This is a genomic window from Candidatus Kuenenia stuttgartiensis (assembly GCF_900232105.1).
Taxonomy (GTDB): Bacteria; Planctomycetota; Brocadiia; order Brocadiales; family Brocadiaceae; genus Kuenenia; species Kuenenia stuttgartiensis_A.
The window spans coordinates 3,426,392-3,447,587 of the sequence record NZ_LT934425.1 but is presented as its reverse complement, the minus strand read 5'-3'; the positions used below and the strand labels follow the sequence as shown (position 1 = coordinate 3,447,587).

Genomic DNA, 21,196 nt, shown 5'->3' with positions numbered 1-21,196 from the left:
TTTATGCAGTTTCAAACTCGTAAAGGTATTTTATGAAGAATAATGAAAAGGTTTTTGTAATAGGCATTGACGGCGCAACTTTTGATATTGTTGCCCCATGGCTGGAACAGGGAAGGTTGCCGCATTTAAAATCATTGATAGACAATGGGTGTTCCGGCGTCCTGGAATCTTCTGTACCGCCGGTAAGTCCTGTAGCATGGCCTTCTTTCTTTACCGGCGTAAATCCAGGGAAACATGGGATATTTGATTTTATAGAAAAATCGAAAACAGACCAAAGTATTCATTTCATGAACAGAACCCATTGCAAAGCGCAGCCTATCTGGCGGTATCTTAATCAGGAAGGCTATACAACAACAATAATAAATATTCCAGGCACATACCCGCCTGATAAGGTTAACGGGTTTATGATTTCCGGTTTAGATACACCGGATACAAACAGCGAATTTACCTATCCCGGAGCATTAAAAAACGAATTAAAGGCGGCAATAGGTAATTATATTGTTGATATGGAGCACAACCCGGCTTTAATGAACAACCCTGGAAAATATATTGCTCATATGATTGACATGATAGAGGCGCGGGAAAAGACGGCCCTCTACATGATGGAAAAATACCCGGTTGATTTTTTTATGGTTGTATTTACTGCAACAGACAGGGTGCAGCATTCTTTTTGGAGATATTACGACAAAAAACACCCTGGATATTCCCCAGGGACGGAGAATGCTATATATACTATTTACAAAAGGGTTGACGATGCTATTGGCAGGCTCCTGGATAAGGTAGACGAATCAACGAGCATTATTGCCATGTCCGATCACGGCATGCATGGAATATATAAAAGCGTTGATGTAAACCGATGGTTGCTTGAAAACGGGTTCCTTGTTTTAAAGAAAGAATCTCCTGTTTTAAAAATAAAAGATTTCTATAAGAGGTTAAAAAGAAGGTATCTGAAAAAAGCGGATAAAATCCTGTTTGACCACTATATTGACTGGTCAAAAACACGCGCCTATTTCCTCGGTACATGGGGAAACATTTTTATCAATGTAAAAGGAAAAGAACCCTATGGCATTGTAAGCCTTGGGGAAGAGTATGAATCAATAAGGGAAGAAATCATACGTAAGCTGAGTCTTCTTGCCGATCCTGAAAATGGAAAACCTGTAATTAAAACTATTTTCAGGAAAGAGGAGGTTTTTTACGGTGAATATTTAGATAAGGCGCCGGATCTCATCATCATGTGGAATGAGAAATATAACAGCATAAAAACTCTTTACGAAAAACTGAGATCCGGAGGGAGACACGGCGTCATTCAACCTTACAAACAATTGTGTGGAGATCATGCGCCGAATGGAATATTCGTATACAAATCTCCCCATGTAAAAAAGGGCATTACAAACATGAAGGCTGAAATCATCGATCTTTTGCCTACCGTACTTTACACAATGGATGTTACTGTGCCAAATTCTATAGACGGAAGAATTTTAAATGAGATATTTACCGAAGAGTTCCTTGCTGAAAAATCAGCGAAATACGATGATAAAGCGTGTGCATTTGCAGCGGAAGATGAAGATGTTTATTCCGATGAAGACAGCCAAAAGATCGCAGAACGGCTTACGGACCTTGGCTATTTCGATTAAATTTCCCTGTTAACTATCACTTGAATAATATAAAAAAATTCCTTTTTTGCTCAATATGAAAATTTTATTAGTACAATCATATCTTAAAGGAGATGTTTTCCCTCCGGTATATCCATTGGGAATTTCATATATCGCAAGCTTTCTCACCAAACATGAAGTACGGATTTACGACCCGAATCTTTCTTTGAACCCAATCGATGATTTAATAAAAGAAATCAATGGGTTTAGTCCGCAGATAATTGGTATTTCACTAAGAAATATCGACAATCAATCGAGGAAAAACCCTCTAAACTATTACGGGGATTTTCAACATCTTTTGCGCACTATAAAAAAAAGATGCCCATCCACCCACATTGTTGCCGGCGGTACCGGATTTTCAATGTTTGCACAGGAAATAATGAATACCAATCCAGAAATAGATTATGGCGTATATCTGGAAGGAGAGGAAACATTATCTGAGCTTACAGACAATCTTGACCATCCGGATAAAGTGAAAGGCGTATATTACCGCAAAAACGGGGTTGTTTATTACACAGGCACAAGGACACTTCCCCAATTTGAAAAATTCCCGGCGCCGGGAAGAGATATTGTTAATCCAATCCCCTATATAAACGGAGAAGCTGCAATCGGAATTCAAACCCAGAGGGGTTGTCCGTTAAAATGCGCATATTGCAACTACCCGGCATTAAACGGCAACCTTTTGAGGTCGCGACCTCCTGCAAATGTAGTTGACGAGATAGAAAACCTACTTCATTCGTACGGAATACAGCAGTTTATGTTTGCCGACTCCCTTTTCAACAAACCGCTGGAACATGCCATCGGCATATGTAAAGAAATAATGAAACGGAATCTTCAGGATGAAATCAAGTGGATGTGCTGGCTAGATGTAAGGGGCGTTACGAAAGATTTTTTACACTTATTAAAAAACGCCGGCTGCAGCGGAATTTCTTTTTCACCTGACGGATTATCGACATCTTCATTAATTTCTCTGAGAAAAGGCATAAAGGAAAGAGATGTTTGGAACATATTGAAAATCATTACCACTGATCCCGTAATTAAGGATACCAAATTTATTATCACCATGTTTATAAACTCACCCGGAGAAACCTATTTTGGAATGATAAAAATGCTTTTTTACAAATTCCTTTCTCTTGCGGCTAAGAAAATCTTAAAAAGAAACGTTAACGTCCAAATTGGATGGATACGGTTAGAACCGGACACAGAAATATACCGTGTTGCGATGAAACAGGGCATTATATCGCCTGGAAAGTCACTTCTTCCTGCAAATGCCAATGACGTCAAAACTTTATTTTATTTAAATCCGTCTTTACAGTTTTTAGACAGGATTGTACTGGCTATGGCATCTGTAACTGAATCTATTAAAGGTAAAATAAAACATACATTAATTAGGAGGGCATTATGATGTTGCAAAAAACACAGCGATTTATTTGCAGTATAACGACACTTCTGCTGATATTCTCTTTCGGTTTTTTCGAGGGATCAATTGTTCATGCATGGGACGAGGCGGCTCTCGATTCTCCTTTTGGATTTACCACCTCCTTTTATCCACCAAAAAGAAAAAGCAATGAGGAAATGCTGGCAAAAAGAAAGAATTTCGAATTTGACGGCATCACGGGAGATAATCCGCCTTATTCAACCGCAATAGAACTTGGTGTTAAATGGGAACGTCAGTCAAACCCCGTTTTAGACTGGTCTTTTGTGCAGAGGGATAAAGAATCTATTCAACAGGGAAAATACAACTGGACGATCCCTGATAATTTTTTAAAGAGAATTCCTGAAGAAATGAACATTGTTGTTACCATTAATGTTAACACAAAGCTGTTACGGCCTGGCACATGGGAGTTTATTGTTCCACAGGCAAAAGAGGCTTACATAGAATTCGTAAAAAAAGCTGTAGAACGATATGATGGAGACGGCAAAGACGATATGCCGGGGCTCAAAAATCCTGTAAAATACTGGCAGGTTGAAAATGAACCCGTTATTCAGGTTAAAAAGAAGCAAGGTGGTGGACCTGGAGCTGGCGGACAAGGGGCAGGCGCCGGAAGACAAGGTGGACCACCGCCTGGAATGGGTCAAAGAGGCGGACCACAGGGACCCGGCTTTATGGGCGGACAAAGGGGGCAACCACCTGGCTCTGACAGGATGGGCGGTCAAACCCAAAAAGGAAGTGAATGGAAGGGATATGTGGAACTCATCAATATCACTTCAAGCGCAATAAAAAGCGCAGACAAAAACGCAAAGGTACTTAGTGGTGGAATAGTAAGTCCACCGCCAAAAATGAGGACTGAAATATTAAATGAGTTTTGGCTTCCGGTAATTAGAGCGCTTGACAAGGATTCTATCGATATATTTGATTTCCACTGGTTTGACGACAGCATTATAGATTCTTATACCACCTATAAAATATTACGCAATGCCCTCGATGAAAGCGGCTTGACTAATGTTGACGTATGGATGACCGAAACGGGCGCCAGCAGTAAAGAGGGAGAAAAGGGTCAGGCAATTCAGGTGATAAAACGGTATGTCTATCCACTCAGTTATGGCATTAAAAAAGTATTCTGGGCATGGGCGCTTGTGGAAGGCTGGCCACCATTTGATTGTGAATCAATGTTTGAATACACCGGTTTGATATATGACGGCAATTGCGCCGGCGATCCTGGATATGGAGTGAAAAAACTCGGATTCTATACCTACAGGCTAATGACGGAAAAACTTAAAAATTCAGATTGGAACAATGTAGCGGCAATCTCTAATGGCAAAAACGGCATATACGCATATAAATTCCCACAGGCAGAGAAAGACGTTTATGTGCTATGGTACGAAAAAGAAAACGGGAAAACGACAATAGACTTGAAAGTCGCAGAAAACAGCAAATATACAGTAACGGAAGCGATACCAAATGTCTCTGAAGGAAAACAGCTACACTCTGCATCAAAAAATATTTTTAACACAAAGACTCTGATATCTTCAGGAAAAACCCTTCCGGTGGAAATATCTTCCACCCCCGTGTTCGTCGAGGGCAAAAAGAGTGGCGATACGGAATATGTATCAGATGAAATAGATGATGACGATGAATCATCCGTCTCTGAGATTGTGGATAGCAAAGAACAACCACCGACAGGAAAAACCCCACAAATGCCAGGTGGATATGGACAGTCGCCAACGGGCGGACGTCCGATGCAGCCTAAAGGCCCTGCCATGGGAGGACAACCCGGAAACGGCCCGCATCGTGGACAGCCTATACCTGGAGGACAAATGCCGCCGCAACGCGGACAATCCTCTGATAATCTTCCAACGACAATTAGCGGTAAATCTTATCGCGATTTGGAAGTGTGGCAAAGCTCAATGGACTTAGCAGTAGAATGCTATAATCTTACAAAAGAGATTCCGCAGGGGAAAAATGATGCGCTGGCTGGACAGTTACAACGCACTGCTGCATCAATCCCGGCAACTATTGCAAAGGGACAGGCAATGCAAAATCCCAAAGAGTTTTTCAATCATCTTTCCATTGCAAACGGCTCCATTGCAGAACTGGAAACGTATCTTCAAGTTGCCGAACGGCTGGATTATATCGATTCTGACAGTATAAAGCAGATTAAGCAAAAAGCTGAAACAATTGCAGCCTCAATCAGTCGTTTACAAAAACCTTTTGCAGATAAAACACAACATTGAACCACTTTGTGAAATACAATAGTCCTGGCCGTTTTCAAAAAAACGGCCGGGATGATGTATCCTGCACCATAAACCATAGATGAACTATTCTCTTACGCACAATAAAAAACTAAACATCTACCGATGGATTATTGTTATCCCTTTTGGCATGGCAATATCTTCCACAGCATTTATCAACCCCCTGGTAACCCTCATCCTGCTCGGCATTACTTCCGTGGCAACCATTTCTATTTTGAAGCCGCATATTCCGTATCTTTTTGCGATACTCCTTACTTCTTATATCAGCATTGAAATCAGGCTCTGGGGCGATTATCGAACATTTTTCACTATTTCAGAACCGTTCATACTTTATTGCTTACTCTGTTGGTTTATATCGCGCGGTTTAAGGATTTCAACTGAAGACTTTCAGATCAAAAGATATCTCCCGCTGATATTATTATATCTATGGGGAATAATTTCCATTCTCTGGAGCACTGAAAAAACAATGGGAATATACTATATGGCAATGTTTTTTATCGCCATATGCTTCTTTTTCCTGACCATAGTAACATTAAACAGTTTTCTAAAAATCAAAATAGCAATCGCCTTTTTTGTTGGTATGGGTTTTGTCAGCAGCATTGTTTGTTACTATTCTCTCCTATCGAATAAAACAATAGAAGATATATTGTATCATCATAATGAACATCTGGTTCGTTTTGTATTCAATCCTGAGCAAATGTTACGCGGACAAGGATTCATGCATCCACTTGCCACCGCATACTACCTTTCATTATCGCTCATGTTGTTGCTCGGATTTATTTACACGGGAAACAAAATCACCAGGGTATTCCTGTCAATCGCAGTACTCTCTATGTTTGTAGCGCTATTAACGACACTTAGCAAAGGGCCGTTACTTTCATTACTATGCGGACTTTATATCTTTTCCCTTTTAAATGCCTCGGTCAACAAGCGTATTATCATTGTATGGACGCTTATTTTTTCTCTTATCATAATTGGATTTTTTCTATCAAGAATCCCTACCAATGATTTTGCGAAGGCATTGGATTACACCTCTAAAACATCGACGGAAACTACCGATGAATCATCATCTCTCGGTTCGAGGATAAAACGCTGGAAGAAAGGTATTCTTTCTATAAAGGACCATTATGGTTTAGGTGATGGGGCTGGCGGATTTTTTTCGTATCTCGACCCGGAAATCAGCTTTGACAATCTCTATGTTCATATATTTGCAGAGTATGGATTACCTGGCGTGTTATTGTGGCTTTGGTTTTTGGTACTCTCTTGCAAGAGGTTTATCCATGCATACCTTGCCTGTATTTCATCCGAATACAAAAAATGGATGCAAATTTACATTTCAGGCTTAGCAACATTACTGCTTAATGCAGTCACCTCTTTTTCCCATACCTTTTTGCCCTTATGGTTTTATTTAGGAATCGGACATGCCATGGCAATTGTAATTGACCGTGAAAACAATAAAAGATTAGAAAACGAAAGATTGGATACCCTAAAATGTCGCTCTTAAAACAATTTCTTGATGTTATCTCCAGAAGAAAGAAAATTATTATCGTTATTGTGCTCGCCTTCACATTACTGCCACTATTGTTATCCCTTTCTTTCCGATCGGTATACAAGGCCTCTTCGCAGCTCTGGATGCATACAAATGCAACACAAACGCAATATCTTGCATTACCAACAAACATTAGCAAGTTCGAATATTCTGACAAAAATAAACTGGATAACACATTCTTTGCAATGCTAAAAAATCCTAAATCCATGAAAAGGATTATTTCAACCTTGCATATTACCGATGAAAAGGAACGGTTGGTTGATCCTGATAAATTTATCATCGGAAGTGAATTTAATCTTTTTTTCAGCAGGGAAGGGATTAGTGTTGACGTAGTAGAAAGCGGTGACGTTATAGAAGTATCTGGATACTCCTCCACTCCTGAACGGGCAGGGAATGTTGCGAATGCTGCGGTTGACGCGTTTATGATACTTTATGCGGATATTTTCAAAGACGAGGCAAGATTGGCACAAAAAGCAATGAAAGTGCGGCTAGCGTACGTAAATAAAGAATTAAGAAAACTGGAAAGAAGGTTGTACAGATACAGGAAAAAATACGGAATTATTGATGTCACCATGGAAATAGAAGAGGGACTCAAGCAATATTACAGCTATCTTGACCTGGTTCATCAAAATACTAAAACAATGGAAGAAGAGAAAAAGGTGTTAGAAGAGGTAACCAAAACTATTACATTAATTCCGGAACTATATTTATCCAGCAAGGCTATCGAAAGAAATCCTACATTAGAAACATATAAACAGGAAATCGTAACACTTGAAACGACTATTGCTAAACTGAAGGTTGACTTTACCGAAGCACACCCCGATATTGTTGCGTCCAGAATGCAAATAGCAGAATATAAAAAGGCAATACATAAAGAAATAGAACGAATTTTGGGAGACGAAAATTTTTCCAGAAACTCGTATTATGCTGAATTGGAAAAACGTTATTATGATACAAAAATAAACCTGGAAATTTATAAAATAACTGACGCGATACTGCTTAATATAACCGATATCATTTACAAAAAAATGCTCAATGTAAAGAAAATAGAACTATTGTTTAATAAAATAGAACGTCAGCAATCTTCTTTAAATACCGAGTACACAAACTTGACAAAGGGCATTTCAGACGCCGAAATATTGCTAAACATGAGCCCTTCAAACTTGGCCGTCCTTAATTACGCAGATGCATCAACAATTTCTTCTCCTTATTTTCCGAACAGGGTAAAATTTTTAGCTATCTCCATGTTTCTTAGTACTATCATAGCATTTTCAATAATCCTTCTGGAAGAATCTGTCGACAAATCTATAAAAACGCTTGCAGAAGCACAAAAGGCCTTTCAGGGAAATCTGCTCTATGGTTTGCCAAGGTATAAAAAGATATTTGGCTTCAACATTATCCCGAAAAGACTGCTTCGTTATTTCCCTACATTAAGAGATGAACTGTTATTGCTTAAACAGCGAAATTTTGTCAGAAAAGTATTGAAAAACAACACCATCAGACGTTCCGTCTGGAACATTATTTCCGGCATAAAGGTCGTTTCAGGCGATACCATTGCACGGTCAATTCTTTTCACCGGAGCGGAGGAGGAAGTAGGAACCTCTACACTCGCTCTTCTGGTGGCAAGAGAATTAGCCGTTTCCGGCAAAAAAACCCTCTTCCTTGATATTTCTTCAACAGATGATTGGCATTTGCAGGGAAAAGATATTCTTCCGGTGGATAAAAAAATAACCCTTAAAGACCTTATAAGAAGCAATGATATCTATGGCATTGATGTTTTACTTATGAAAGAAATTACCGATATCCCGGCTATTGCCATGATCGATGGACTGCCAGAACAGTTAAACAATCTTGACTATGAACATATTATTATTGATGCCGACCCTGTTATTGCCTGTAACGACACCCTGTTTCTCTCTGCAACGGCAAATGTTGTCCTTTTAACAGCAAAACTACATAAAACTTCTAAAGAAACAATCGAGGAGGCTTTCGGCAGATTCAAACATCTAAAAACATCTAAAACAGTAATAATAATTAACCAAATTTAGTTATTAACAGAAATATATTCTCTCCTATTCAAAATAACTTTTAATCATAAAATATTTATGAAAGGAACTATTCATTTTTCTGAAGCGGCAAAGGTGTTTTTTTTATATACCCTTCGATACACAATACCTTACTTGCCTTTAAAATTAAAACATAGCCTTGCCAACTGCCTTGCAGCGCTGACGTCACATGGAGAAAAAGCTGTAGTCATGAAGGGTGAGCTGGAATTGTTATTTGGCAAAGGAACATTTACCAGCCCGGAAATGAAAGAAATCATCCTGGAAACCCTTCGTAATTTCAGAAAAGATCTCTTTGAAATATGGTCATTCCCAAGATTAAATAAAAAGAAGGCCGAAGAACTTTGCACCATTACCGGTATGGAACATTTAGAGAACGCCTTGAAAAAAGGTAAGGGCGTGATAATTGCGCTTTGCCATTTTGGGTCATATAAAATGATACTCCCCTGCCTGGGGTATAAAGGATATAAAATAACGCAGGTTGCCGCAAATCCTATCGATCTGACCGGCAAAGACAAGTCGATGGTAAAGAATAAAACCATGCAAATTGAATATCAATGTGAAAAAAGCCTGCCCGCCAATTTTTTTTACATAGGAAGCACTCCAAGGCAAATATACCGTGTGTTACAAAATAACGAAATACTTGTTATGTCACTTGATGGAATTTTGGACCCTAATAGAATTTCAGTACCTTTTTTAGGAAGGAAGATACGTCTATCCCCCTCCCTTATAAAAATAGCAGAAAGAACAAAGTCCCCAATATTGCCTGTTTTTACGGTAAGGGGAAAAAACGGTAAACACCGCATTATTATAGGCAATGAAATCATCCCCGACGATGGCAATGATAAAGGTACACCGGAAAAACTTGTCGTCTTAAAGTTTGGCAGTTTAATGGAACAGTTCGTCAAAGAACATCCCAGTCACTACCTCTGGTATTTATATAAAAACAAAACCGAGCCACCCCACATCGGTAGTATTATTGTTGATTGATTGATTGATTGATTGATTGATTATCAATCAGGACAAAGCCCTGGTAAAATAAAAAATTGTTAGAAATAACAAATCTAACAGTAAGAAGCCCCATTTATTAGGAGTGGATTTGGGGGGGTTAAATTAGAAAAAACTCCTTACTCTATAAAAACAATGAATTTTATTTAAAATTTACAACTATTCATTTTTCGAAAACCTTAATTGTCTGACTATGATTAATATCTATATACCGGGAGGTATTTTCTCACCATGAACAAAAAAGTCACCTTTATCGCACCATACGATGATTTAATGGCATATGGCATTAGAATCCTTTCATCATCTTTGAGAAAAGAAGGGTTTTCCACCGAAATTATTTTTACGCCCCATATCTTAAAACAGATGGATACCCATTCTATAAGCTTATTATCGGATGCTATAAAAGAGATGACCCATGATTCATTCTTTGTGGGAATATCATTTTTCTCTTGTCATTTCAATGCGGTTAAGGCGCTTACCGAAGCAATACGAAACAAAATAAGGGCGCCTATAATGTGGGGAGGAAAGCATATCTCTGCCAGGCCGGAAGATGCGGCAGGCTTTGCCGATATTGTCTGCATAGGTGAAGCAGAAATCGCAATAAAAAACCTTTTAAACGCCATGGCAAAAAACGATAATTATTACGACTTGAACGGATTTTGGTTTTTCAAAGACGGAAATTTCAAAAAAAACAGGCTTGCCCCTATTATTGAAGATCTTGATTCATTGCCATACCCCGATTATTCTTTGGAGGGGCATTACCTGTGGGATGGAAAAACCATGCACAAAATGACCGGGGAATTATTGCAGGCGCATTTAAAAATAGCGGAGAAAACCGTTTATCAAACCCTTTCTTCACGAGGATGCCCTTATAGCTGTACTTATTGTTCCACATTTAAAGCCCTTTATTCGGACAGCGGATATTTGAGATTTCGCACTGCAGAAAACGTAATTGGTGAGCTGAAAGAAATGAAATTCCGCTTTCCACGGATGCAGGCAATAACGTTTTGCGACGACAATTTTTTTGCTTTGAAAGAAGACCAGTTAGAAAAATATGCCGCTTTATATAGAAATGAAATCGGTTTGCCTTTCCGCTGTCTTGCCCATGCACATGATGTCAATAAAAAGAAGCTGGAAATCCTTGTTAATGCAGGCATGAATGAATTGCAAATTGGCATACAAACAGGTAGTGAAAAAACCAGAAAACTGTATAAAAGAGGCCCTTCTACCGACAAAGTTTTGGATGCTGTAGGACTGATTCACCAATTTAAGGGAAGATTAATGCCTTTCTACGATTTTATTATTGATAATCCATTCGAAGAGGAAGAAGACCTAATTGAAACCCTGCATATGATTCAGAAATTTCCCAGACCATATCACCTGAACGTATTTTCCCTTATTTTTCTTCCTGGCACTGAATTACAAAAAAAGGCTCAGGAAAAAGGACTTATCATTGACTCGACCCGGCAATTTGAATCCCGAAAAAAGAGTTATATTAACTTTCTTTTTTATCTCTATTGCCGTACCATTCCACGACGGATCATGTGGATACTCGTATCCAAACCAATGCTAAAAACAATGAAGCACAAATACATAGTCAATTTTTTATACTTCATGAGTGATTCAATAAAAAGACTGTTAAAGAGAAAGGCTGATACGTGGGCGATAGAATAATATTTTCCTGTTTTCTCCGGAAACCTGCAGGAATAGTTTTAGGACGAGTGGCTAGGGATGCTGCCATTAAACGTTATGATGAATGGCAGCAAAGCAGATGAGTAGTAATATTTTATTAATCAAGACCCATGCTTTCGGTGATGTATTGCTTACGACTCCGGCAATACATGCAATTTACAAAAATAACCCGGCAAATAAGATTTATTATCTTACCGGTAGGTGGTCGTCAGAAGCACTGTACAATAATCCTTACCTTACAAAAACTTTTCGATTAGACGACGATGCACTTTTTGGAAAAAAATTATATAAAATTATCCCTTTAATACTAGAATTAAGAAAATACAAATTTGAAGCTATCATTATTTTCAGCGCATCAAAATATATACATTTTCTTTCATGGTTAATAGGGGCGACAACGAGGGTCGGATTCGGCAATAGCAGTTTTATTACCCACAAAATCTGTCCTTCAGTGCTACAAAACGATTATGCCGCCAGAGCATATAATACATTGTTAGAGCCATTGTGCATACCATGCAATGGAACTAAGCTTGATTTTCAGATAAAAGAAGTATGCATTCCTGAAAATCTGAGTACTTTTCTCGAAAAATACAAATCTAATGTAATTGGACTTTTTTGCGGCGGCGGGAAAAATCCCCGCGATACGGTATTGATAAAACAATGGGGTGCTAAAAAATTTATTGAACTGGCAAAATTGCTTTCTGCAGACGGTTATGGATTTCTGCTTTTTGGATCGATGGATGATCGTAAAATAAACACGACACTAAAAGATGAACTTAATGATGCTATTTTTGATTTAAGCGGCCAATATTCTTTTAATGAAACGGGATATTTAATGAAATTGTGCCGGCTTTTTGTTACAAATGACTCTGCTCCCTTCCACATTTCTTACGCACTCACTATCCCGACAGTGTGTATTTTTGGTCCCAGCAATTCAAAATTACTTTCACCCCAATTGCCATTTTGCAGATATATTCAAAGCCGTGTAGAATGCAGTCCGTGTTATGGAAATGATATTTTTATCGGGTGTGCAAATCCTATTTGCATGGAAAACATTTCTGCAAATGATGTTTACAAAGAATGTAAATCGCTATTAAGTAAAAACTTTAATTATGAAAATGTTATTCGTTTCGTTGGTACACAACAACAAAGAATTTAATTTTTAGAAAGGCAGATGCAGTGAAAGTCTTACTTATCAATCCCCCATATTTAAAAAAATTTTCCCGTCCACAGCGGAGTCCTGCAGTGACCAAAAGCGGCACGCTCTATTTTCCCCTGTGGCTGGCATATGCAACAGGCGTTTTGGAAGAAAAAGGGTTTGAAGTTAACCTCGTGGACGCGCCTGCAGATAGTTTATCCATTGATGACATTATTGAAAAAACCCTCACATTCCAGCCAAACCTTATTGTTCTTGATACAAGTACGCCAAGTATTGATAATGACGTTGCCGTTGCCCGCAGATTAAAAGAAACCTGTCCGTCTTCTTTCATAATACTGGTAGGAACGCACGTATCAGCGCTTCCGGAGGAAGTCCTTAACAAAGAAAATAGCGTTGATGCAGTTGCCAGAAATGAATATGATTACACACTGCATGACCTCGCTAAAATTTTATCTGAAAAAGGCGACCTGAAAACCGTTCGTGGCATAAGCTATAGGAATGGCAATGAAATCATCCACAACCCGGGAAGGCCATATATTGAAAATCTCAACGAATTGCCTTTCGTAAGCAAGGTTTACAAAGAATTTCTCCGTATAGAAAATTATTTTAATCCTAACGCCCTCTACCCAATGGTCACAATTACCACTTCCAGAGGATGCCCTTTCCCATGTACCTTTTGTGTTTATCCTCAAACGTTAATGGGCAGAGGTTTTCGGCAAAGGAGTATTAATAATGTAGTGGAGGAAATGGAATATATTACAAAAAATTTCCCGCAGGCAAAGGCGGTTTTTTTTGAGGATGATACATTAACTGTTAATAAAAAACGGTGTAAAGAACTTGCAGAATGCATAATTCAAAAGAAAGTGAACATTTCATGGACAGCAAATGCAAGGGTTGGTCTGGATTACGAAACAATGCGGACAATGAAGACGGCAGGCTGCCGGTCACTTTGCGTCGGATTTGAAAGCGGAAGCCAGCAAGTACTTGACAACATGAAGAAAAAGCTGAGTCTTGCGGAAATGGAGGCTTTCATGGCAAATGCAAAAAAAGCCGGGATGTTAATACATGGCTGCTTTATGGCAGGGCTTCCCGGCGAGACAAAAGAAACACTTCAGGAAACACTACAGCTTGCAAAAAGGCTGAATCCGGATACTGCCCAATTTTATCCCGTCATGGTATATCCGGGAACGGAAGCATACACATGGTATAAGGAAAAAAGATTGATAACTACCGATAATTTCTCAGAGTGGCTTACGCCGGAAGGCTTGCATAATACTGTTATCAGTACGGAAGAATTATCATCCTATGATCTTGTAAGGTTCTGCGATGGTGCAAGACGGTCTTTTTATCTAAGGCCTGGCTATCTTCTTTACAAATTAAAACAAATGATTACACACCCAAGAGAAATAAAGAGGACGTTAAAATCAGCAAGGACGTTTTTAAAATATTTGCTAAGAGGTTCTGATGTGAAGCCAAAAATTCAATGCTGAACTGAGCGACCACTTTTAATTCCCTAATTTTGGCAAAATATTTAATGGTGAAATCCTAAATCCTCAATCTCATATCTGCAATCTTGTGCGACTGCCGATTACTGATTTTAATCCGGTTTCTCCTTTTCGTCCTTGTTTGATTCTGGTTTACACAGAGGGATATGTGTTTATGGTAACCCCCCTAAATCATCCTTAAAAAAGGGGCATGAGATTATAATTCTTTATGTATTCTGCATATGCTGAACTATTATTAATATTCTCAGCCTCTTTTACCCTGTTCCTGCACTAATATTGCTATAGCTGACAGCCACCGGCAATGGCTGGCACTACAGATATATAATCTCCGTCTTTTACCGGTGTTTCCAGATTATTGAGAAATCTGATATCCTCATCATTGAGATAAAAGTTGATAAACCTTCTTATCTGGCCGGAATCATCGCAAATCCTTTCTTTAATACCTTTGTAATTTGCTTCCAGATTGCTAATAATCTCGCCAATATTCTTTCCCTCTACCTTTACCTCCTCAACTCCATCCGTAAAGGTTCTCAAAGGCGTTGGTATGCGCACAGTTACCGACATAATTTTGCTCCTTTAAATTAACCCTGGTAAGGTGGGCGGCGCCCACCAAAATATCGCTCACTCGTTCACGTTGTTTGTTTTTCGGCTCTTGGATATGAAGAGGAACGCAGACCGTCTGATAAACAAAGCCTGCCCTGTGGAATGAGTTTATCCCACAGGACAAATCCACACAGATTTACGATTTACGATTTTTCTAATCTGGAAAATCTGTGATTTCTCTTTTATTAATTTATAATTTGCACCACGCGGAAAACCGCTTATATTACAAACAAATTAGAAATTTAGCGGTAATTTGGCTTTTTGAAAATATCCACACAAAGATGCTAAGATCAAAAAAGTTAGTACCGGTACGTATCCGGTTTGAACGGCCCTTCTACAGGGGTGTTGATATATTCAGACTGCTGTTTGGTCATACGGGTAATCACTCCTCCAAAGCCTTTCACCATTTCAGCGGCAACCTCCTCATCCAGTTTTTTTGGAAGAACCTTAATATACACCGGGCTACGCTCTGATTTGGGTTTGCTTGCCCATGCCTCACGATAGAGGTACATCTGTGCAAGCACTTGATTTGAGAATGACCCATCCATAACACGTGAGGGATGACCTGTAGCATTGCCAAGGTTTACAAGCCGTCCTTCAGAAAGAAGAATAATATAATCTTCAGGGTCATCGGATCTGTATATCTGGTGAACCTGCGGTTTCACCTCTTCCCACCTCCAGTTTTCACGCATAAATTTAGTGTCAATCTCCAGGTCAAAATGTCCAATATTACAAACGACTGCCCCGCGTTTAATAGCAGACAGCATATGACGGTCGCATACATTTACATTGCCTGTCGTCGTTACAATCAGATCGGTCTTGGCCAACAATTGTTTGTTTATACCTTCCGCAGAACCATTATTTATTCCGTCTTTGTAAGGAGAAACCACCTCATATCCGTCCATACATGCCTGCATACCACATATGGGGTCTATTTCAGAAATGCTCACAATCATGCCTTCCTGCCGCAAACTCTGGGCGGAACCCTTGCCAACATCACCATAACCAATAACAAGCGCCTTTTTACCGGAAAGAAGAATATCGGTGCCACGTTTAATAGCATCATTTAAACTGTGGCGGCATCCATATTTATTATCATTTTTAGATTTGGTTACAGCGTCATTGACATTTACCGCGGGAACCTTAAGCTCCCCTTTTATTAACATTTCGTGCAAACGGTGAACGCCGGTAGTCGTCTCTTCTGTAATGCCATGTATTTTTTCAAGCATCTCAGGATATTTCTCATGAACCATTGCAGTAAGATCTCCGCCGTCATCTAGCAACATATTAGCATCCCAGGGCTTGCCTTCTTTCAGAATAGTCTGCTCAATACACCACTCATACTCTTTTTCCGTCTGACCCTTCCATGCGTAAACGGCAATACCGGAATCCGCAATAGCTGCGGCCGCATGGTCTTGTGTGGAAAAAATATTACACGATGACCAGCGAACTTCAGCACCGAGAGCGCGAAGCGTTTTGATCAATACGGCTGTTTGGATTGTCATGTGGATACAGCCGATGATTTTAGCACCCTTAAGCGGCTGCTCTTTCTCATATTTTTTCCTGAGATTCATCAAGGCGGGCATCTCAGCTTCCGCCAGGGCAATCTCGCGATATCCCCAGTCTGCAAGACCGATATCCGCCACTTTGTAATCCTGCTTAGAACTAACGTCGGCTTTTTTGTAATCCAACATAACCATTTTAAACTCCTTTTTGACAAGGCCAAAATTGCACTAATACACAATGTTCGCAGAGTATACTCGGCAAACAAAACATTAATTTTCTCATTTCATAAGAGCACTTTATTATAAGGAATGCTGAGAAATATTCAACCATTTTCCCAAATATTATCTATACTTATCTTATTATAATACAAAATGTTGTAAGAATTCCCCGAAAAGAACCGATGTTGCCTTAACTCCAATTTAAGTTGAATATTTTCTGTTTTTTTGTAATTATTCAAACACTGACAATCGTCATTAAGAACTGTAGAACCGCAACCAAAGAGTTTACCGTGAAACACTGAACGTAAGGCAATTTCCTTGCACCCTTAGCGACTCTTTAGCAAAAAAATCTTTTGATAAACAACGCCAAAATAACATGAAATCGAAATTCGAACTTACCGACGGTAATATTATCATACGCCCCTGCCAGTTGAAAGACGCTGCCGTAATCTACGAAGGTGTGAGAGATTCAATAGAGGAAATGATAAAGTGGGCGCCATGGTGCCATCCCGACTACTCAATGTCTGACTGTACATCATGGCTTAGTACCAGAGCCCAAATGTGGTCGGATGGTATTGAATATGATTTTGTCATATTTGATACGAAAGACAATACCTTTCTTGGTGGTTGCGTGCTTGACCAAATAAACCGGAAGCACAACTTTGCCAATCTTGGTTACTGGATTCGTTCAAGCCGTACAGGACAAGGCATAGCTACCGCTACCGTAAAACTCCTCAGCCGGTTTGGACTTGAAACGATAGGATTCACGCGCCTGGAAATAGTCGTGGCAGTGCCAAACAAGGCAAGTCAGCGGGTTGCGGAGAAGGCAGGCGCCGTCAGGGAAGGCATTCTGCGAAATCGCCATGTAGTGCGTGACACGATATACGACTCCGTCCTATTTTCCATAGTACCTCATGATTTGCAGAAGTGAACACCATTATGCAATAAGCTTATCTACAAATATACCGCTCCTAACGGAGCTTTTCATGGTATTTTTTCAAAATACTAAAGTGTTACTGCAATAAATAATTGCCGTTCCTTTTTCTCCAATCATACAGCCGTCCTCAATGGAAATTCTTTTTCCATGACAAAAGGGGACATTGTAGGTATTAGCCGGCCTTGTCATCTTTATATTTCCTGAAATTCTTTATAAGACTTGAAAATGAATCCGGTTTATATTTCTTGAAATCCTCCTCATCAACGAATACATAATCAAAGCGTGCTTTATTTTGTGAGGCGTTGATATCTTCGCACCATTTTTTCAAACGAGCCATTTTCAGGGGAACATCCGGGTCTTCAATGCCTTTTGTTTCAACAATGAATAAGTCCTTATCGCTCACCTTCACTATAAAATCAGGATAATAATTGGAAATGTTGCCGCCCGCGTTCACATAGTCAATTGTGAAATGCACTGCCAGATAATTCTTTGCATAGGAAATAACGTCGGTACATTTTTCGAGAAATGAAGCAAAAAGCAGTTCAAGGTGACTATCTCCGATAATCTTGTTGAACAGACTTTTCTGCGGAACAAGAAAGCCCTGCTCCCTGACAACAAACGGACGAGTCTGCCTGAGCTTTATATGATCCCGGATTTCCGCGCTTCCTTTGTCCTGAACTGTCAATTCATTGATTTTCTTAGTGAAGGTCTCAATGATGGTCTTGGTTGCCGAAAGTTCAGAAAGGTTGCGGAGGGTATTCAGGTCGTCAATATCAACCATAGAATCGAACAGGTGCAGAGATACAAAATCCTTTACCTTGCCATAAAGAACGTCGTATCCGCTAATAAGCCGCAGGTCTTTCATGATGATTTGCGTAAAATATCCGATGACACTCCGATAGTCCGTTACCGCACTGGAGTCCAATAATGTCGTATGGTTGATTTCCCCGGTGGTGATATCCTTGAACACTATTTCCCGTTTTTCTTCCTCTGAAAACTGCCGGTAAACGATTTTCTTAGCCCAGAAGGAAGAAGGCTCCAGGGCCTCAAGGCATTTGTATTCACGATAGATGCGCGGTGAAAGGATAGGGATTTCAATATCCAGCTTGTCAATGTCTTTTTTGGTATTTTCGTTATCAACCTCAATGATGATAGGTGCTTTGGGGGCTGTTCCGCTTCCCATCGGTTTACGTTCCAGTTCAACGCCTTCACTCCGGATAGATTCCACGAAGTCCATAAACGCTTCGATGCCGACCACGCTGACGTATTCGATCGTATCCTCGCCCGGATACATCCGGCGAATACCCCTGCCGAGAATCTGTTCCGGGAGGATATTGCTTTTTGCGGCATAGGCACGAAGCCCGACGATGGTTGTCACATTGCGGACGTCCCATCCTTCTTTGAGCATAAGAACAGAAACGATCACTTTATACGGACTTTCCCAACTGTCTATCTGATTGGATGCCTTGCGTAGTTTCTCCAACTCATCTTTACTCTTCTTTGCATCGGATTCAGACACTTCACCGTTGTTGTTGGTATGAATGACCAGTACCGCATCCTTGAATTCCGGGTAGGTACTTTCGAGGTATTCGCCAACATCGTCGCAGTTCTTAGTGTCGTCGGTCATGACGAACAGCACAGTCTTCTTGCCAAGCTTTTCATGTTCACAATAAACCTTGCGCCATTCTTCAACACCGAGGGCAATATAATCGGCGTATTTTTCCGTGTAACGGGAGCTTTTCACTTCGGCAAGCTTTGTCCTGCTTGCCAAATCAGGAAGTACGGGACGTTTCACCACGTTTTGGGTAATCGCTTCAACCAGCGGATAATCGCATACGGTTTGAACGAAGATTGCGCCGTTATTGTGCTTCGGCGTCGCGGTGACGTCGATTTGCAGAGAAAGAAAATGTCCTTTCTGTTTGAGCCGGTTATGGATATCTTCAATGGATTTAAACCACGCCAGCCGCGAGTCATGGACGAGTCATGTATATGATGAGCTTCATCATTAATAACGACAATCTCATCAATCTCGCGGACAATCACGCCAAGATCAACCTTTGAATCGGTAGTTTTACCGGACGGACGCTTGCCGAGAAAATAATCCTCAAGATTTTCGTCTTCAAAACTCGGTTCAATATCATTTCCGGCATAGACGCGGTGAATGTTGGTCAGAAAGAGGTTGCCTGATTTACGAATAATAGAAACATCATCCTGGATATGCAGGGTCATCTGGAAATCATCCTGCCAGTTCTGCCCTTCGTAGCCGTTGTCGGGCAACAGAGGATCATTCCAGAAGATTTTTAAGCCGTCAAAGTCGGCACGCAGGCGGTCAAGGACAATGATGTTTGGGGCAATGACAAGAAAGTTGGTGGAAAGTTTTGAATATGCTTCGTAGAGTTTATGGAAATAGCACCATGTTATTATGAGACTCATAACCTTGGTCTTCCCGCTTCCGGTCGCCATTTTTATCACAAGGCGGAGCCATTCCTCATCGAACATGCCGGTCGATACCGCACCGGAGGAGTCATAGCGGATCAGGTCATACTTATCTTTGACCTTGGCGACTTCGTAGAGGTAAATGACGGTCTCGATGGCTTCCCGCTGGGCAAAGTAATACCGGAATTCAACCATCATCCCGTCAGCCCCGGGAAGTATATGCTCCGTGTGAAACCACCACGAAAGCAGGGCTTTAGATGTTGCAGAAGCCCCTTCATAATAATTGTCTCGCCATGCTTTAACTTCTTTGCGAATTTTGGAAACGAGAGGCGGCAGCAGCTTTTCGTAGCTTGTCTCTCGCAAGGTTTCATCCGCCGGAAACCAGCGATATTCCGGATTGAGTATTTCGTATGGGGATGTGGGGAAAGAAGGATGAATTGCCATTAATCATCTCTCCGGGTTAACCGCGAATACACGCGAATGGACGCTAATAAAAAATATTCGTATTCGCGTTCATTAGCGTTCATTAGCGGTTCCTTTTGTATTTGCATATCTTTTCCATTCAAGTTTTTTACCGCCGAAGTTTACAATTAGTCCCAGCGGCAATTTTGTTGCATTTAGATAGTTAAGCAGTTGAGCTTCTTCAATTTTCAGTTATTTTTTTTATAGCCTTGATTTCAACGATTATCTTCTCAAAACATAAAAAATCAGCTACATATTCTTTTTTTAAAATTCTGTCTTTATATGAAATTTGTATTCTTTTTTGCGGTTCAAAAGGAATTCCATTTTCTTCCAATTCTATTTCCATAACTTCTTGATATACCGCCTCAAGAAAACCGCATCCAAGCGTATTCGAGACAGCCATTCCCGCTCCAATTATCTTGAAAACCTCATTTTTAAAAAGTAATTCATTATTCCATTCGCGTTCATTAGCGTCCATTGGCGGTTCCTATATCTTTGAGTTTTTTAATACCCCTGTCATCGGCTAGCGTGAGTTTATCACGAAATAAGGTGTAAGACAAAGACATCAAGTTGCAATCCAATGATTTGTATCGGGTTGCGACTTTTTTTGTCTAAAAAATTATGTATACACTGAATAATACTATATTTATATTGCATTATATGCCTGTATATACTATTATACACGGAGTATTAATCTATTACGTATACACTAA

14 protein-coding genes and 1 pseudogene are annotated in these 21,196 nt (G+C 39.9%); 10 read left to right on the top strand and 5 right to left on the bottom strand.

Going from position 1 to position 21,196, the window contains the following annotated elements; all coding sequences use genetic code 11:
• Positions 1-32 precede the first annotated feature (32 nt).
• The 9 genes from KSMBR1_RS16130 (at position 33) to KSMBR1_RS16090 (ending at position 14,306) form a co-directional block, all read left to right on the top strand.
• The gene (locus KSMBR1_RS16130; RefSeq protein ID WP_099326232.1) at positions 33-1,634 is read left to right on the top strand and encodes an alkaline phosphatase family protein; all 1,602 of its coding nucleotides are present in this window, start codon (positions 33-35) and stop codon (positions 1,632-1,634) included.
• A 55-nt stretch (positions 1,635-1,689) separates the two neighbouring features.
• Entirely contained in the window at positions 1,690-3,057 is a 1,368-nt protein-coding gene (locus KSMBR1_RS16125) for a B12-binding domain-containing radical SAM protein (protein WP_099326231.1), read from the top strand.
• Positions 3,054-5,327 (top strand): four helix bundle protein, encoded by a 2,274-nt coding sequence (locus KSMBR1_RS22105; protein ID WP_197705229.1) that lies wholly within the window; start codon positions 3,054-3,056, stop codon positions 5,325-5,327. The genes KSMBR1_RS16125 and KSMBR1_RS22105 overlap by 4 nt, the downstream gene beginning before the upstream one ends.
• Before the next feature lie 79 nt (positions 5,328-5,406).
• Positions 5,407-6,849 carry an O-antigen ligase family protein gene (locus tag KSMBR1_RS16115; protein WP_099326230.1) on the top strand — a complete coding sequence of 481 codons (1,443 nt, stop codon included), beginning with the start codon at positions 5,407-5,409 and terminating at the stop codon, positions 6,847-6,849.
• Positions 6,837-8,942, top strand: a complete 2,106-nt coding sequence (locus tag KSMBR1_RS16110) for a GumC family protein (protein ID WP_099326229.1) — start codon at positions 6,837-6,839, stop codon at positions 8,940-8,942. Before KSMBR1_RS16115 ends, KSMBR1_RS16110 begins: the two co-directional genes overlap by 13 nt.
• Positions 8,943-8,999: 57 nt before the next feature.
• Positions 9,000-9,947, top strand: coding sequence for a lysophospholipid acyltransferase family protein (locus KSMBR1_RS16105; protein ID WP_099326228.1), 948 nt, complete (start codon positions 9,000-9,002; stop codon positions 9,945-9,947).
• Positions 9,948-10,196: 249 nt separating this feature from the next.
• Positions 10,197-11,639, top strand: a complete 1,443-nt coding sequence (locus KSMBR1_RS16100) for a B12-binding domain-containing radical SAM protein (RefSeq protein ID WP_099326227.1) — start codon at positions 10,197-10,199, stop codon at positions 11,637-11,639.
• 97 nt (positions 11,640-11,736) lie between these two features.
• Positions 11,737-12,816: a glycosyltransferase family 9 protein gene (locus KSMBR1_RS16095; protein WP_157820659.1), complete on the top strand. Its 1,080-nt coding sequence runs from the start codon at positions 11,737-11,739 to the stop codon at positions 12,814-12,816.
• 20 nt (positions 12,817-12,836) lie between these two features.
• The gene (locus KSMBR1_RS16090; protein WP_099326225.1) at positions 12,837-14,306 is read left to right on the top strand and encodes a B12-binding domain-containing radical SAM protein; all 1,470 of its coding nucleotides are present in this window, start codon (positions 12,837-12,839) and stop codon (positions 14,304-14,306) included.
• Positions 14,307-14,600: 294 nt separating this feature from the next.
• Here KSMBR1_RS16090 and KSMBR1_RS16085 read toward each other — a convergent pair whose 3' ends face one another.
• Together KSMBR1_RS16085 and ahcY are read right to left on the bottom strand one after the other, a co-directional pair.
• The gene (locus tag KSMBR1_RS16085) at positions 14,601-14,885 is read right to left on the bottom strand and encodes a MoaD/ThiS family protein (RefSeq protein WP_099326224.1); all 285 of its coding nucleotides are present in this window, start codon (positions 14,883-14,885) and stop codon (positions 14,601-14,603) included.
• A 338-nt stretch (positions 14,886-15,223) separates the two neighbouring features.
• A complete protein-coding gene (gene ahcY / locus KSMBR1_RS16080) occupies positions 15,224-16,624 on the bottom strand; it encodes an adenosylhomocysteinase (protein WP_099326223.1) in 1,401 nt (466 codons plus the stop codon).
• Between the two features lie 400 nt (positions 16,625-17,024).
• Here ahcY and KSMBR1_RS16075 point away from each other — a divergent pair, with 400 nt between their 5' ends.
• Complete coding sequence (locus KSMBR1_RS16075) at positions 17,025-17,579, top strand: GNAT family N-acetyltransferase (RefSeq protein ID WP_099326222.1); 555 nt, start codon at positions 17,025-17,027, stop codon at positions 17,577-17,579.
• 178 nt (positions 17,580-17,757) lie between these two features.
• Here KSMBR1_RS16075 and KSMBR1_RS23635 read toward each other — a convergent pair.
• The 3 genes and pseudogenes from KSMBR1_RS23635 to KSMBR1_RS22760 form a co-directional block, all read right to left on the bottom strand.
• Positions 17,758-20,465: pseudogene (locus KSMBR1_RS23635) on the bottom strand (DEAD/DEAH box helicase).
• Between the two features lie 72 nt (positions 20,466-20,537).
• Positions 20,538-20,627, bottom strand: a complete 90-nt coding sequence (locus KSMBR1_RS23630; protein ID WP_419470178.1) for a hypothetical protein — start codon at positions 20,625-20,627, stop codon at positions 20,538-20,540.
• Positions 20,628-20,664: 37 nt separating this feature from the next.
• Positions 20,665-20,961 (bottom strand): GxxExxY protein, encoded by a 297-nt coding sequence (locus tag KSMBR1_RS22760; RefSeq protein ID WP_230405687.1) that lies wholly within the window; start codon positions 20,959-20,961, stop codon positions 20,665-20,667.
• Positions 20,962-21,196: the final 235 nt, after the last annotated feature.

Bases quoted from the DNA above. Each gene is read 5' to 3' on its own strand.
- KSMBR1_RS16075 (WP_099326222.1), top strand. From the start codon at position 17,025: ATGAAATCGAAATTCGAACTTACCGACGGTAATATTATCATACGCCCC.
- KSMBR1_RS22105 (WP_197705229.1), top strand. From the start codon at position 3,054: ATGATGTTGCAAAAAACACAGCGATTTATTTGCAGTATAACGACACTT.
- KSMBR1_RS16085 (WP_099326224.1), bottom strand. From the start codon at position 14,885: ATGTCGGTAACTGTGCGCATACCAACGCCTTTGAGAACCTTTACGGAT.
- KSMBR1_RS16095 (WP_157820659.1), top strand. From the start codon at position 11,737: ATGAGTAGTAATATTTTATTAATCAAGACCCATGCTTTCGGTGATGTA.
- KSMBR1_RS16130 (WP_099326232.1), top strand. From the start codon at position 33: ATGAAGAATAATGAAAAGGTTTTTGTAATAGGCATTGACGGCGCAACT.
- ahcY (WP_099326223.1), bottom strand. From the start codon at position 16,624: ATGGTTATGTTGGATTACAAAAAAGCCGACGTTAGTTCTAAGCAGGAT.
- KSMBR1_RS22760 (WP_230405687.1), bottom strand. From the start codon at position 20,961: ATGGACGCTAATGAACGCGAATGGAATAATGAATTACTTTTTAAAAAT.
- KSMBR1_RS16100 (WP_099326227.1), top strand. From the start codon at position 10,197: ATGAACAAAAAAGTCACCTTTATCGCACCATACGATGATTTAATGGCA.
- KSMBR1_RS16115 (WP_099326230.1), top strand. From the start codon at position 5,407: ATGAACTATTCTCTTACGCACAATAAAAAACTAAACATCTACCGATGG.
- KSMBR1_RS16110 (WP_099326229.1), top strand. From the start codon at position 6,837: ATGTCGCTCTTAAAACAATTTCTTGATGTTATCTCCAGAAGAAAGAAA.
- KSMBR1_RS16125 (WP_099326231.1), top strand. From the start codon at position 1,690: ATGAAAATTTTATTAGTACAATCATATCTTAAAGGAGATGTTTTCCCT.
- KSMBR1_RS16105 (WP_099326228.1), top strand. From the start codon at position 9,000: ATGAAAGGAACTATTCATTTTTCTGAAGCGGCAAAGGTGTTTTTTTTA.